This window comes from Streptomyces cinnabarinus, assembly GCF_027270315.1.
Lineage (GTDB): Bacteria > Actinomycetota > Actinomycetes > Streptomycetales > Streptomycetaceae > Streptomyces > Streptomyces cinnabarinus.
In genome coordinates this window covers 1,888,502-1,902,171 of sequence record NZ_CP114413.1, presented here as the reverse complement: position 1 = coordinate 1,902,171, position 13,670 = coordinate 1,888,502, and the positions used below count along the sequence as shown (strand labels likewise).

The 13,670-nt window shown below is 70.2% G+C and carries 13 protein-coding genes; 12 read left to right on the top strand and 1 reads right to left on the bottom strand.

The genetic code is table 11. The features are described 5' to 3' along the window. Window positions 1–61: 61 nt before the first annotated feature. Window positions 62–1,078, bottom strand: a complete 1,017-nt coding sequence (locus STRCI_RS08555; protein ID WP_269658244.1) for a LacI family DNA-binding transcriptional regulator — start codon at window positions 1,076–1,078, stop codon at window positions 62–64. A 110-nt stretch (window positions 1,079–1,188) separates the two neighbouring features. On the opposite strand from STRCI_RS08555, the gene STRCI_RS08550 reads away from it, so the two are divergent. The 12 genes from STRCI_RS08550 (at window position 1,189) to STRCI_RS08495 (ending at window position 13,463) form a co-directional block, all read left to right on the top strand. Beyond that, entirely contained in the window at window positions 1,189–2,448 is a 1,260-nt protein-coding gene (locus STRCI_RS08550; RefSeq protein ID WP_269658243.1) for an MFS transporter, read from the top strand. 9 nt (window positions 2,449–2,457) lie between these two features. Beyond that, complete coding sequence (gene pafA / locus STRCI_RS08545; protein ID WP_269658242.1) at window positions 2,458–3,819, top strand: Pup--protein ligase; 1,362 nt, start codon at window positions 2,458–2,460, stop codon at window positions 3,817–3,819. Window positions 3,820–3,949: 130 nt separating this feature from the next. Continuing rightward, on the top strand, window positions 3,950–4,951 hold the full coding sequence (locus tag STRCI_RS08540) for an FKBP-type peptidyl-prolyl cis-trans isomerase (RefSeq protein WP_269658241.1): 1,002 nt from the start codon (window positions 3,950–3,952) through the stop codon (window positions 4,949–4,951). A gap of 64 nt (window positions 4,952–5,015) precedes the next feature. Next, window positions 5,016–5,387: an FKBP-type peptidyl-prolyl cis-trans isomerase gene (locus tag STRCI_RS08535; RefSeq protein WP_015661657.1), complete on the top strand. Its 372-nt coding sequence runs from the start codon at window positions 5,016–5,018 to the stop codon at window positions 5,385–5,387. A gap of 145 nt (window positions 5,388–5,532) precedes the next feature. Continuing rightward, window positions 5,533–6,510 (top strand): helix-turn-helix transcriptional regulator, encoded by a 978-nt coding sequence (locus tag STRCI_RS08530; protein ID WP_269658240.1) that lies wholly within the window; start codon window positions 5,533–5,535, stop codon window positions 6,508–6,510. Between the two features lie 19 nt (window positions 6,511–6,529). Then, window positions 6,530–7,549, top strand: coding sequence for a helix-turn-helix transcriptional regulator (locus STRCI_RS08525; protein WP_269658239.1), 1,020 nt, complete (start codon window positions 6,530–6,532; stop codon window positions 7,547–7,549). Window positions 7,550–7,634: 85 nt separating this feature from the next. Beyond that, on the top strand, window positions 7,635–7,904 hold the full coding sequence (locus STRCI_RS08520) for a hypothetical protein (RefSeq protein ID WP_269664511.1): 270 nt from the start codon (window positions 7,635–7,637) through the stop codon (window positions 7,902–7,904). Between the two features lie 10 nt (window positions 7,905–7,914). After that, window positions 7,915–8,109 carry a hypothetical protein gene (locus STRCI_RS08515; RefSeq protein ID WP_269658238.1) on the top strand — a complete coding sequence of 65 codons (195 nt, stop codon included), beginning with the start codon at window positions 7,915–7,917 and terminating at the stop codon, window positions 8,107–8,109. 259 nt (window positions 8,110–8,368) lie between these two features. After that, the gene (gene tatA, locus STRCI_RS08510; RefSeq protein WP_015661662.1) at window positions 8,369–8,650 is read left to right on the top strand and encodes a Sec-independent protein translocase subunit TatA; all 282 of its coding nucleotides are present in this window, start codon (window positions 8,369–8,371) and stop codon (window positions 8,648–8,650) included. A gap of 47 nt (window positions 8,651–8,697) precedes the next feature. Continuing rightward, window positions 8,698–9,645, top strand: coding sequence for a twin-arginine translocase subunit TatC (tatC, locus tag STRCI_RS08505; RefSeq protein ID WP_269658237.1), 948 nt, complete (start codon window positions 8,698–8,700; stop codon window positions 9,643–9,645). Between the two features lie 31 nt (window positions 9,646–9,676). Beyond that, complete coding sequence (locus tag STRCI_RS08500; protein WP_269658236.1) at window positions 9,677–10,567, top strand: diacylglycerol kinase; 891 nt, start codon at window positions 9,677–9,679, stop codon at window positions 10,565–10,567. Between the two features lie 40 nt (window positions 10,568–10,607). Continuing rightward, window positions 10,608–13,463: a DEAD/DEAH box helicase gene (locus STRCI_RS08495; protein WP_269658235.1), complete on the top strand. Its 2,856-nt coding sequence runs from the start codon at window positions 10,608–10,610 to the stop codon at window positions 13,461–13,463. The last annotated feature ends 207 nt before the right edge of the window (window positions 13,464–13,670 follow it).

Genomic DNA, 13,670 nt, shown 5'->3' with positions numbered 1-13,670 from the left:
CACCCCGCATCACCTCACCCCGCTGTGCCCCGGCCGACCTCTCGGCCGGGGCGCAGGGCGTTCAGGAGGCGCTGGGTGGCGCTGTGGAGCCCCGTACGACCAGTTCGACGGGAATGTCCCCCGCGTCGGGTGTACGGCCCTCCAGGACCGCCAGCAGGGCTCGCATGCCGCGTTCCCCGAACAGCTCCGCGTCCAGGCGTACGGTCGTGAGCTCCGGGTCGATGGCGGTGGCGAGGGCGAGGTCGTCCAGGCCGGTGACGGAGAGGTCCTCGGGGACGGCCAAGCCCAGGCGGCGGGCGGCCTTGTAGGCGCCTGCCGCGAGTTTGTCGTCGTCGCAGATCAGCGCCGTGGGCCGGGGTCCGGGTGAGGCGAGGGCCGCTTCGGCGGCGCGCTGGGCGCCCTCGATGGAGAACGGGGCGCGTGCGGTGGCGAGCGTGGTGCCGGGGACGGCGGTCAGGCGTGTGTGCAGTTCGCGGGCGCGCACCTCGAAGGTCCAGGACGCCACGTCGGCGGCCAGGTGCAGGAAGCGGCGGTGCCCGAGCCCCAGCAGGTGCTCGGTGATCTGGCGTACGCCGTCGGCGATGTCCAGGTTGACGGTGGCCGCGCCGAGGCTGCCCGCCGGGTCGCTGTCCAGCATCACCAGGGGCAGCTGGTCGCCGCGGATGGCGGTGAGGGCGTCGGCGGCCATGGAGGAGGCGATCACGCCGTCCAGGGCGGCCTGGGCGGAGGCGAAGGGGTCCCGCGCGGGGCCGATGCCTTCGGGGGAGGGGTACAGGACGACGCCGAAGCCGTGGGCGGCGGCGACGCGGGCCGCGCCGGTGTAGACGCCGGCGAAGAACTCCGTGGTGAGCGCGGGGACGACGAGCAGGACCGTGCGGGTGCGGCCGAGCCGCAGGTTGCGGGCGGCGAGGTTGGGCCGGTAGCCCAGTTCGCGGGCGGCCTGCCGGACCCGCTCGGCGGTGGCCTCGGAGACCCGGCCGCGCCATTTGTCGCCGAGCACCAGGGAGACCGCGGCCTGGGAGACGCCCGCGGCCTGTGCGACGTCCCGGCTGGTGGGGCGGGTGCTGCCTCGGACCACCGTGGTGCCTGCGCTTTCGTCTGGACGCCTGAACAGCGCACATGGTACGTATGACAGAGGACGTTATACGTAACACTTGATGGGTCACGGCTGAGGAGCGGGGACGGGACATGGCCGCGGGATACCTGGAGATCCTCAGGGCGAGGCACGCCGCACGGCTGCTCGTCGGCACGCTGGTGGGCCGGCTGCCGAACGCCACCGCCGCCATCGCGATCGTGCTCTTCGTCCGCGCCGAGGGCGGCACGTACAGCCTCGCCGGGGCGCTGGCGGCCGTCTACGGCGTCGCCAACGCCGTGGGGCAGCCGCTGCTGGGGCGGCTGGTCGATCTGCACGGGCAGCCGCGGGTGCAGTTGCCCTCGGCGGTGGTGTCCGCGCTCGGCATGGCCGTCTTCGCCTTCACCGGCATCGGGCCGCTCGCGCTCGCCTACGCGTCCGTGGTGGTCGCCGGACTGTTCACGCCGCCGCTGGAGGGCGGTCTGCGGGCGCTGTGGCCGTCGGTGCTCGGCAAGGAGGGCCAGGTGCACACGGCGTACGCGATGGACGCCGTGGCGCAGGAAGTCATGTTCACCGTCGGACCGTTGCTGGTGACGCTGTGCACCTCGCTGTGGTCGGCGCAGGCGGCGCTGCTCGTGCTGAACGTCATAGGCGTCCTCGGCGCGCTCTCCGTGGTGGTGTCGGCGCCCTCGCGTGCGTGGCGGTCGGCGCCGCGTGAGGCGCACTGGCTGGGCGCGCTGCGCTCGCCCGGACTGCTGGCGCTGCTCGGCGCGTTCGTCTTCGTCGGCATCGCGCTCGGCTCCATCACCGTCGCCTCCGTGCCGTACGCGGACGAGCACGGCGGTGACGCGGTGTACGGCTGGCTGATGGCGGCCCTGGGGCTCGGTGCGCTCATCGGCGGCACGGTGTACGGGGCGCGGCAGTGGTCCGGGGAGCCGGGGCGGCGACTGACGGTGCTGGTGGCCCTTCTGGCGGTGTGTTACCTGCCGCTGATGCTGATGCCGGGCGTGGTCCCCATGGTGCTGCTGACCGTGCTGTCGGGTGTGTTCCTCGCCCCCTGCATCGCTTGTGCCTTTGTGCTCGTGGACCGGCACGCCCCGCGCGGGACGGTCACCGAGGCTTTCTCCTGGCTTGTGACGACGTTCACCGTCGGCGCGTCGGTCGGAACGGGGCTCGCGGGCCCGGTCGTCGAGGCCGGTGGCGCCCTGTGGGGCTTCGCCGTTCCGGGCGTCGCGGGGGCCGTGTCGCTGCTGGTCCTGCTGGCCACGGGGCGGGTCCTCGCAGCGTCCGGGCAGGGAGCGGTCGTTGCGGCTTCATCGGAAAATGATCCAAACCGTGCCGTCGAACCCCGTTTCAGCACCGGGGATCGGGCGTAATGTTCAGTCATGGACCGCCGCATTTTCGGGCTGGAGAACGAGTACGGCGTCACGTGCACGTTCAGGGGACAGCGCCGTCTGTCGCCTGACGAGGTGGCGCGGTACCTCTTCCGCCGTGTCGTGTCATGGGGCCGCAGCAGCAATGTCTTTCTGCGGAACGGCGCCCGCCTGTATCTCGACGTGGGGTCACATCCGGAATACGCCACACCCGAATGTGACAACGTGATCGAACTGGTCACGCACGACAAGGCAGGCGAGCGCATTCTGGAAGGGCTACTGGTGGACGCCGAACGACGCCTGCACGAGGAAGGAATCGCGGGCGACGTCTACCTCTTCAAGAACAACACCGACTCGGCGGGCAACTCCTACGGTTGCCACGAGAACTATCTGGTGGCGCGGCACGGGGAGTTCTCCCGGCTCGCGGACATTCTCATTCCGTTCCTTGTCACCCGCCAGCTCCTGTGCGGCGCGGGCAAGGTGCTCCAGACCCCGCGCGGGGCCGTGTACTGCGTGAGCCAGCGGGCGGAGCACATCTGGGAGGGCGTCTCCTCGGCGACGACCCGCTCCCGGCCCATCATCAACACCCGGGACGAACCCCACGCGGACGCCGAGCGCTATCGCCGGCTGCATGTCATCGTGGGCGACTCCAACATGTCCGAGACGACCATGCTGCTCAAGGTCGGCGCCACCGACCTGGTGCTGCGCATGATCGAGGCGGGCACGGTGATGCGGGACCTCACCCTGGAGAACCCGATCCGGGCGATCCGCGAGGTCAGCCATGACATCACCGGCCGGCGCAAGGTGCGCCTGGCCAGCGGCCGTGAGGCCTCCGCGCTGGAGGTGCAGCGGGAGTACTACGAGAAGGCCGTGGACTTCTGCGAGCGCCGCGGTATCCGCACCGGCACCGTGGAGCAGGTGCTGGAGCTGTGGGGCCGCACGCTGGACTCGATCGAGTCCGAGGACCTCGACCGCATCGGCACCGAGATCGACTGGGTCATGAAGTACAAGCTCATCGAGCGCTACCGCGCCAAGCACAACATGACCATGTCGCACCCGCGGGTCGCGCAGATAGACCTCGCCTACCACGACATCCACCGCCGTCGTGGGCTGTACTACCTGCTGGAGAGGAAGGGTCAAGCAGCGCGGATCTGCAACGACTTGAAGATCTTCGAAGGCAAGTCCGTTCCGCCGCAGACCACTCGGGCCCGGCTGCGCGGCGACTTCATCCGCAGGGCCCAGGAACAACGCCGGGACTTCACCGTCGACTGGGTCCATCTCAAGCTCAACGACCAGGCCCAGCGCACGGTGTTGTGCAAGGACCCGTTCCGTTCCGTGGACGACCGGGTGGAGAAACTGATCGCCGGTATGTGAGCGACGAGTTCCGGCCCACTGGTGCCGGAACGCAACACGGGCGCCGTACGTTTCCCGTACGGCGCCCTTCTCACGTCGTAGAGTTGCGCGCACGCCATCCACAAGATCGACCGATTACGAGGCCCCCACCGTGCGCCGACGCTCACTCCTCATTGCCGTACCCGCCGGACTGGCCACGCTCGCCGCGTGCGGCGACGACAAGGCCGACTCCAGCGAGGCCAGCGACAGCGCGTCGCCGTCGGCCCCCGAGACGTCGGCCGCACCGTCGCCGAAGATCGTGGACGGTCCGCTCCCGGCGATCACCGCGGGCACGAAGTTCGACGAGAAGCCGACCGTGGCCAAGGGCAGCGGTGACCCCTCCAAGGATCTGGCCGTGAAGACGGTGATCGCGGGCAACGGCCAGACGATCGCGGAGAACGACTACATCCAGGCCAACTACCTGGGCCAGATCTGGGCCACGGCGAAGGTCTTCGATAACTCCTACGACCGCAAGACCCCGCTGGTCATCCAGCTCGCCCAGGGCAGCATCATCGACGGCTGGCGCTACGCCCTGCCCGGCAAGAAGGCCGGCAGCCGGGTCCAGATGGCCGTCCCCCCGACCTGGGGCTACGGCACCCAGGGCAACAGCCAGGCGGGCATCAAGGGCACCGACACGCTGGTGTTCGTGGTGGATGTGCAGGGCACCTTCAACTCCAAGAGCTCCGCGAAGGGCACCGAGGTCGCCCAGGACAACGTGGACCTGCCCAAGGTCGGCACCAACACCGACGGCAAGGCGCCCTCCATCGAGATCCCGGACGCCGACGCGCCGACCAAGCTGGTGGCGAACTACATCCTGGAGGGTGACGGCGCGGAGGTCGGCGCCGAGGACAGCGTGCTGGTGCAGTACAAGGGCGTGCTGTGGGACGACGGCAAGGAGTTCGATGCCACGTACACCAACAAGCAGCTCGCCTCTTTCTCCCTCCAGCAGGTCGTCAAGGGCTGGGCGCAGGGTCTGACCGGCAAGAAGGTGGGCAGCCGCGTCCTCATCGTCATCCCGCCGGACCTCGGCTACGGCGACAACCCCCCGCAGGGCAGCGGCATCAAGAAGGACTCCACGCTGGTCTTCTCGGTCGACATCCTGGCGAAGATGTGACCCCGCGGGGGATGCAAGACTGTGACGTTGCCTTTCTTTCCACCACAAGCATGGAGCTGAACACGTGAGCATCGACAAGCCCGAGATCGACTTCCCGGGTGGCGAGCCGCCGGCGGACCTGGAGATCAAGGACATCTGGGAGGGCGACGGAGAGGTGGCCCAGGCGGGCCAGACCGTGACCGTGCACTACGTCGGTGTCGCCTTCAGCACCGGCGAGGAGTTCGACGCCAGCTGGAACCGCGGCACGCCGTTCCGCTTCCCGCTGGGCGGCGGCCGGGTCATCAAGGGCTGGGACCAGGGCGTGCAGGGCATGAAGGTCGGCGGCCGCCGCCAGCTGACCATCCCGGCCCACCTCGCCTACGGCAACCAGAGCCCGACGCCGGCCATTCAGCCCGGTGAGACCCTGATCTTCGTGGTCGACCTCCTCGGCGTCTGATCATTTGGGGTCTGATCGTCGTGCGACCGGACCCGATCACCTGGGGCCCATGCCTGTCCGGGCATGGGCCCTCGGCTTTTGCCGCGCCACCCGGGGGCGGTACGGTCGTCGATCGTAAGCACCATAAGGAAGGCGAAGGGCGTCGATGGCCATTGCCAAGGCCGAGCGGCTCATGAATCTGGCGCTGTGTCTGCTCGGGACGCGGCGGCCGCTGAGCAAGCGCGAGCTGCGTGACTCCATCGAGGCGTACGTCGAAGCCTTCGGACCGGGCAACGGCGCGGCGGGGAGCGACGACTCCTTCAACCGCATGTTCGAGCGCGACAAGGACGATCTGCGCGAACTCGGCCTGGTCATCGAGACCGTCGAGAGCCTCGAGGGCGAGGTCGGCTATCTCGCCCGCCGCGACAGCAACCGGCTGCCCCCGATCACCCTCGACGCCGAGGAGGCCGCCGCTCTGGGCCTGGCCGCCAAGGTCTGGCAGCAGGCCCGGCTCGCCGGGGCGGCCAGCGGCGCCCTGCAGAAGCTGCGCGCGGCCGGTCTGCCCGAGGACGTCGACCCCTACGAGGCCCATGGCGCGCTGGAACCGCGGATCCCCGTCCACGAGGCCGCGTTCGAGCCGCTGATGCTGGCCTGCCGGGACCGCCGGACGGTCGGCTTCGAGTACCGCAAGGCCACCGCCGCCCACCCCGAGCCCCGGCATGTCGAGCCGTGGGCGCTGGAGTGCTGGCGCGGCCACTGGTATCTGGCGGGCTGGGACCGCGACCGGGGTGCCGAGCGGGTCTTCCGGCTCTCCCGGATCACCGGCAAGGTCCGCTCGCGCGGCGGGAAGTTCACCGCGCCCGTGCCGGACGTCGTCACCGTGCGGGAGACCGTCGCGGGCTGGGCGGGGGAGACCGCCGACCGCTCCGCGCTGATCCGGCTGCGCTCCGGCGCCGGGTACCCCTTGCGGGCGAAAGCCACCCGGGTCAGGGAACTCGGTGACGGGTGGGACGAGTTGGAGATTCCGTACGGCCATGGCCTGGACGCCTGGCTGGTGGAGTTCGGGCCGGACGTGGTGGTGCTGGAGCCCGCCGAGCTGCGGGCCGATGTGATGGACCGGCTGCGTGCCGTGGCCAAGGGCTGAGGGGGAGCGGACGAAGACAGTGGCAGGCAAACCGGTCAGGCCCGTGAACGCCATCGACCAGACCCGGCGGATGCTCTCCCTGGTGACATATCTGAGGGAGCGCCCCGGCGCCCGGGTCGAGGACGTCGCGCGCGCCTTCGGCATCACCGAGGACGAGCTGGTCTCGGACCTCGATGTGCTGCCCATGTGCGGCACCAGCTTCCGCGGTGGCGACCTGCTGGACATCGACACCGACGGTGAGCGGATCTGGTGGCACAACCCGGCCGCCCTCGCGGCGGAGGCCGCCGAGCCGCTGCGGCTGGCCTCCGACGAGGCGACCGCCCTGCTGGTGGCGGCCCGCGCGGTGGCCACCCTGCCCGGACTGCGCGAGGGCGACCGGCAGGCCCTGCTGCGGGCCACCGCCAAGGTGGAGGCCGCGGCCGGTGAGGCGGCGGGCGCCAGCGCCCGGCTGTCGGTGACCTTCGAGTCCGAGGGCGGGGTCTTCGCCGACGTCGACCGGGCGATCTCCGAGCGCCGCCGGCTGTGGATCCGCTACTACTCCCCGGCCCGCGACGAGGTCACCGCGCGTGAGATCGACCCGATCCGGCTGGTCAGCGTGGGGCACACCTATGTCGAGGCCTGGTGCCGCCGCTCCGAGGCGCGCCGCACCTTCCGGCTCGACCGGGTCGCCGAGATCAAGATCCTCGACGAGCCGTCGGCGCCGCCCGAGATCGAGCCCCGGGACCTTTCCGAGGGGCTGGTGCAGCCCGCCGCCGAGGACCCCGAGGTGATCGTCGAGGTCGGTCCCGGCGGGCGCTGGGTCGCCGAGTACTACCCGCACGACAGTGCGGATGAGCTTCCCGACGGCGGGCTGCGTATCACTCTGCGTACGCCCGACCCGGCATCGCTGCGGCGCCTGGCGCTCCGGCTCGGCCGCGACGGCCGTATCGTCGCGCCGCCCGAGCTGGCCGAGAGCGCCCGCCGGGCGGCCCGGGAGGCACTCGCGGCGTACGACGGGATCGAGGCGCAGGACGCGCCGGACAACGGCATCCGGGAGTGAGCCGGAGGGCGCTCCGGACACCGGCACGAAGCGCCCGCAGGCGAACGACCGATGAAAAGGGAGCGGTGCGTTGACTGAATCGGTGATGGCTGGGGTCTCGGTGGCGTCCGCGTTCGCGGGGATGAGAAGTGCGTCCCCCGTGCTGTTCAAGGCGGGCTGCCCGGACTGCCGGGGCCGGTTCGAACTCGCCGCGAGCGCCCTCAGGCTGGCCATCGGCGCCAGCAGCCGTACCACCTTCTACTCCTTCACCTGCCCCGAGTGCGGTGTCCCGGTGCGCAAGCCGGCGGGGGAGCGGATCGTGGAGCTGCTCACCGGGGGCGGGGTCCGCACCCTGCGGCTCCACTCGACCCTCTAGCATCGGCGTCATGTTCTGGCCGATGTTCGCGGTAGCTGTGGGTTTCCTGGGTCTCGTCGTCCTCGGCGTGCTCGCGGTGCGGGTCTTCCTGGAGGCGCAGCGCCTCGGCAGGCAGGTCTCGGAGTCCGCGCGGCGCATCAGCAGGGCCGCGGAGGACCTGGAGCGGGCGGCCGTCAGTACGGCGCGGACCGTGGACTCCCTGTGAGCCCGGCTGAGAACCGGGTGTGAGTCCTGGGCCGCAAGCGTTTTGGGCCACTTCGCCCTGTCACCCAGGTGCCTGTGCCAGGTACGCTGCTGGTCGCGGCCCGAGAACGAGGCCCGGACCGCGGACCGGGAGTATGCACGGGGATTGCCGGACGTTTACCCCTGAGCGTTACGATCGCTGTCAGCACGGTCGTTCGGACACCTGTCCGACCGGTCGGACAGGCACACACCCGCCCGCCTCGGTGAGAAGGTAAAGACTTATGGGACGGCTCGGACCTACCGAGATCATTCTGATCCTCGTCGTCATCATCCTGCTGTTCGGTGCGAAGAAGCTTCCGGACATGGCTCGTTCGCTCGGCAAGTCCGCGCGCATCCTGAAGAGCGAGGCCAAGGCGATGAAGGAGGAGGACAAGTCCTCCGCGCCGGCCGACCCGCCGCACCAGGCCGACGAGCAGCCCGCGCAGCGCATCATCCAGGCCGCTCCCGGCGACGTGACCAGCTCGCGCCCGGTCACCGAGCCGACGGACACGACCAAGCGCTGACGCAGGGCCGGTGACCTCCGGCCCGCCGCACGAGATGGGAACGTGGGTTGCTGAAGCCTGCCCGCAACAAGGAGAAGGATCCAGAGGGGCGGATGCCCCTCGCGGAACACCTTCGTGAGCTCCGCAACCGGCTCGCGAAGGCGCTGCTGGCCATCGTCGTCGTGACGATCGTCGCCGCCTTCTTCTACATGGACATCATCAGCTTCTTCACGGAGCCGATCCTGAAGTCGGTCGGCTGCAAGGAGAGCTTCGAGCAGCTGGCGAACACCTCCACCGAGAAGACCTGTGCGCAGATCACGATCAACGGTCTGCTCACCCCCTTCACGCTGGCGCTGAAGGTGTCGCTGATGGCCGGCGTGGTCCTGGCCTCGCCGATCTGGCTCTACCAGCTCTGGGCCTTCGTCGCCCCGGGCCTGCACCGGCACGAGAAGAAGTACGCCTACGCGTTCGTCGCCACCGGCTTCCCGCTGTTCCTGATGGGCGCCTTCTTCGCGTACAAGGTGCTGCCCGCCACCGCGAAGGTGCTGATCGAGTTCACCCCGTTCGGCGTGGACAACCTGCTGCCGCTGGACGATCTGCTCGACCTCGTCACGCGCATGGTGATCGTCTTCGGTCTCTCCTTCGAGCTGCCGCTGCTGCTGGTCATGCTCAACTTCAGCGGTGCCATCACCGGCAAGCGGATGCTGGGCTGGTGGCGCGGCATGATCATGGGCATCACGGTGTTCGCGGCCGTGGCGACCCCGAGCACCGACCCGCTGACCATGATGGCGCTGGCCGGACCGATCTGGGTGCTGTACTTCCTCGCGGTCGCCGTCTCGCTGATCAACGACCGCCGCAGGCGCCTGCGTGAGGCGATGGGCCCCGACGACGACGAGGCCTCCGACCTCGACCTCACTCCCGAGGACATCGGCGAGGTGGAGGCCGTCGCCGCCAGCCGGGCCCTGCCCGAGCAGGCGTCCAGGGACCGGGTCAACGGTTATGACGACGTGACCTGAAGATCGGCAAGCAGCTCATAGGGTCTCTCCCGTGAGCAGCGAGATCACCCTCTTCGTCAACCCCACCGCGGGACGCGGCCGGGGCGCCGGTGCGGCGCAGCCGGCCGCTTCCGCTTTGCGGGCGGCCGGATTCACCGTGCGGACGGTCATCGGCGAGGACGCCCGGGACGCCCTCGTCCGCGCGCGTGCCACCGTTGCGGACGGCACCGGGGCGCTGGTCGCCGTCGGCGGTGACGGCATGGCGAACCTCGCGCTCCAGGCCGTGGCCGGCACCCGTACCCCGCTCGGCCTGGTCGCCGTGGGCACCGGCAACGACTTCGCCCGCGCGCTCGGCCTGCCCGTACGGGACCCGGCGGCCGCGGGCCGGGTGATCGCCGAGGCCCTCAAGGGCGCCCGGCTGCGCGACATCGACCTCGGACAGATCGGTGACCGCTGGTTCGGCACCGTCCTCGCCTCCGGCTTCGACTCCCGGGTCAACGATCGCGGCAACCGCATGCGATGGCCCGCCGGCCGCCTCAAGTACGACCTGGCGATGCTCGCCGAACTGGCCTCCTTCCGGCCCTACCCGTACCGGATCACGCTCGACGACGGCGAGGTCCGCGAGACCGAGGCCACCCTGGTCGCTGTCGGCAACGGCTCCTCCTACGGCGGCGGGATGCGGATCTGTCCCGGCGCCGATCTCGGCGACGGGCTGTTCGACATCACGATCGTCGGGGACTGCTCCCGCGCCACCCTGCTCAGGGTCTTCCCGAGCGTCTACCGGGGCGGGCACGTCGACCACCCCAAGGTCACCGTGGTCCGGGCCGCGCGGATCGAGATCGCCGCCGAGAACATCACCGGGTACGCCGACGGCGAGCCGCTCGGCCCGCTGCCGCTGACGGCACGCTGCGTGCCCGGAGCGGTACGCGTCGTAGGGCCGTGAGCTGCGGGGATCCAGGGTTTACGGGACCTGGATCCGGATATTGATCGTCCTGTTGTCAGTGGGGCCCGGTACGCTCGAAAGCACGATGACAGAGGACCTCTCACCGGCCGAGCGGTATGCGGCTGCCCGGGTGCGGGCTGCCGAGCAGGCCACCGCGCTCGCCTCCTTCCGCGAGATGTACGACTTCGGCCTCGACCCCTTCCAGATCGAGGCCTGCCAGGCACTCGAAGCGGGGAAGGGCGTGCTGGTGGCCGCCCCCACCGGCTCGGGCAAGACGATCGTGGGCGAGTTCGCCGTCCACCTCGCCCTGCTGCAGGGCAAGAAGTGCTTCTACACGACGCCCATCAAGGCGCTGTCGAACCAGAAGTACTCCGACCTGTGCCGCCGTTACGGCAGCGACAAGGTCGGCCTGCTGACCGGCGACAACAGCGTCAACTCCGACGCCCCGGTGGTCGTGATGACCACCGAGGTGCTGCGGAACATGCTGTACGCGGGCTCGCAGACCCTCATCGGCCTGGGCTACGTGGTCATGGACGAGGTGCACTACCTCTCCGACCGGTTCCGCGGCGCCGTATGGGAAGAGGTGATCATCCACCTCCAGGAGTCGGTGACCCTGGTGTCGCTGTCGGCCACCGTGTCCAACGCCGAGGAGTTCGGCGACTGGCTCGACACCGTCCGCGGGGACACCGAGGTGATCGTCTCCGAGCACCGGCCCGTCCCGCTGTTCCAGCATGTGCTGGCCGGACGGCGCATGTACGACCTGTTCGAGGAGGGCGAGGGCAGCAAGAAGGCCGTCAACCCCGATCTGACGCGGCTGGCCCGCATGGAGGCCCAGCGGCCCTCGTACCAGGACCGCAGACGCGGGCGCGCGATGCGCGAGGCGGACCGTGAGCGGGAGCGCAGACAGCGCTCCCGCGTGTGGACGCCGGGCCGGCCCGAGGTCATCGAGCGGCTCGACGCCGAGGGCCTGCTGCCCGCCATCACCTTCATCTTCAGCCGCGCCGCCTGCGAGGCCGCCGTACAGCAGTGTCTGTACGCCGGACTCCGGCTCAACGACGACGAGGCGCGGCACAAGGTGCGTGCCCTGGTCGAGGAGCGCACGGCGTCCATTCCCACCGAGGACCTGCACGTCCTCGGCTACTACGAGTGGCTGGAGGGTCTGGAGCGCGGGATCGCCGCCCATCACGCGGGCATGCTGCCGACGTTCAAGGAGGTTGTCGAGGAGCTGTTCGTGCGCGGTCTGGTGAAGGCCGTGTTCGCCACCGAGACCCTCGCGCTCGGCATCAACATGCCCGCCCGCTCGGTGGTGTTGGAGAAGCTCGTCAAGTGGAACGGCGAGCAGCACGCCGACATCACCCCGGGTGAGTACACCCAGCTCACCGGCCGAGCGGGCCGTCGCGGCATCGACGTCGAGGGCCACGCCGTGGTGCTGTGGCAGCGCGGGATGAGCCCGGAGCACCTCGCGGGGCTCGCGGGCACACGGACGTACCCGCTGCGCTCCAGCTTCAAGCCGTCGTACAACATGGCGGTCAACCTCGTCGAGCAGTTCGGGCGGCATCGCTCGCGTGAGCTGCTGGAGACGTCGTTCGCGCAGTTCCAGGCCGACAAGTCGGTCGTCGGGATCTCCCGGCAGGTGCAGCGCAACGAGGAGGGGCTCGAGGGCTACAAGGAGTCCATGACCTGCCACCTCGGCGACTTCGACGAATACGCGCGCCTGCGGCGGGATTTGAAGGACCGGGAGACCGAGCTGGCCCGGCAGGGCGCCAACCAGCGGAGGGCCGAGGCCGCCGTCGCGCTGGAGAAGCTCAAGCCCGGCGATGTCATCCATGTGCCGACCGGGAAGTACGCCGGTCTCGCGCTGGTGCTGGACCCGGGGCTGCCCGCCGGGCGGTCCAACGGCCACCGCGGCTTCGACCACCACGACGGGCCGCGCCCCCTGGTGCTGACCGCCGAGCGGCAGGTCAAGCGGCTCGCCTCGATGGACTTCCCGGTGCCGGTCGAGGCGCTGGAGCGGATGCGGATCCCCAAGTCCTTCAACCCCCGCTCCCCGCAGTCCCGTCGGGACCTCGCCTCCGCGCTGCGCACCAAGGCGGGGCACATTCCGCCGGAGCGGGCGCGCAAGAAGCGCTCGCAGGCCGCCGACGACCGGGAGATCGCCCGGCTGCGCACGGCGATCCGCGCGCACCCCTGCCATGGCTGCGACGACCGTGAGGACCACGCCCGTTGGGCCGAGCGGTACCACCGGCTGCTGCGGGACACCTCGCAGCTGGAGCGCCGGATCGAGGGCCGCACCAACACCATCGCGCGGACCTTCGACCGGATCGTGGCGCTGCTGACCGAGCTGGACTATCTGCGCGGCGACGAGGTCACCGAGCACGGCAAGCGGCTCGCGCGGCTGTACGGCGAGCTGGACCTGCTGGCCAGTGAGTGTCTGCGGGCGGGCGTCTGGGAGGGCCTCGCCCCCGCGGAACTCGCCGCGTGCGTCTCCGCCTTGGTGTACGAGGCGCGGGTCGGCGACGACGCGATGGCGCCGAAGCTGCCGTCCGGGAAGGCCAAGGCCGCGCTGGGCGAGATGGTCCGGATCTGGGGGCGTCTCGACGCCCTTGAGGAGGACTTCCGCATCAACCAGACCGAAGGGGTCGGACAGCGGGAGCCCGATCTGGGGTTCGCCTGGGCCGCGTACATGTGGGCCGAGGGCAAGGGGCTCGACGAGGTGCTGCGGGAGGCGGAGATGCCTGCCGGGGACTTCGTGCGCTGGTGCAAGCAGGTGATCGATGTGCTGGGGCAGATCTCGGCGGCGGCACCCTCCCGGGAGGGCTCGTCCGTGGCGAAGGCCGCGCGCAAGGCTGTCGACCAGCTGCTGCGGGGAGTGGTCGCCTACTCGTCGGTGGGTTGATTCACCGACCGTGCCGAAGGCGGGCGCGGGGTGGTGCGCGGTGGTTCGCGCACGGCCCCGCGCCTTCTTTTTTCACTCATCACGGTGAGTGTTCTCGCACCGCCGTGCACCGTGACGCGCTGTGTGCGAATGATCTCCCTGCGTGCAAATGGAGTTGAGGGTACTCCTGCCGCTGGGGTGATTTCAGGTGCTTGCTGAATATGACAC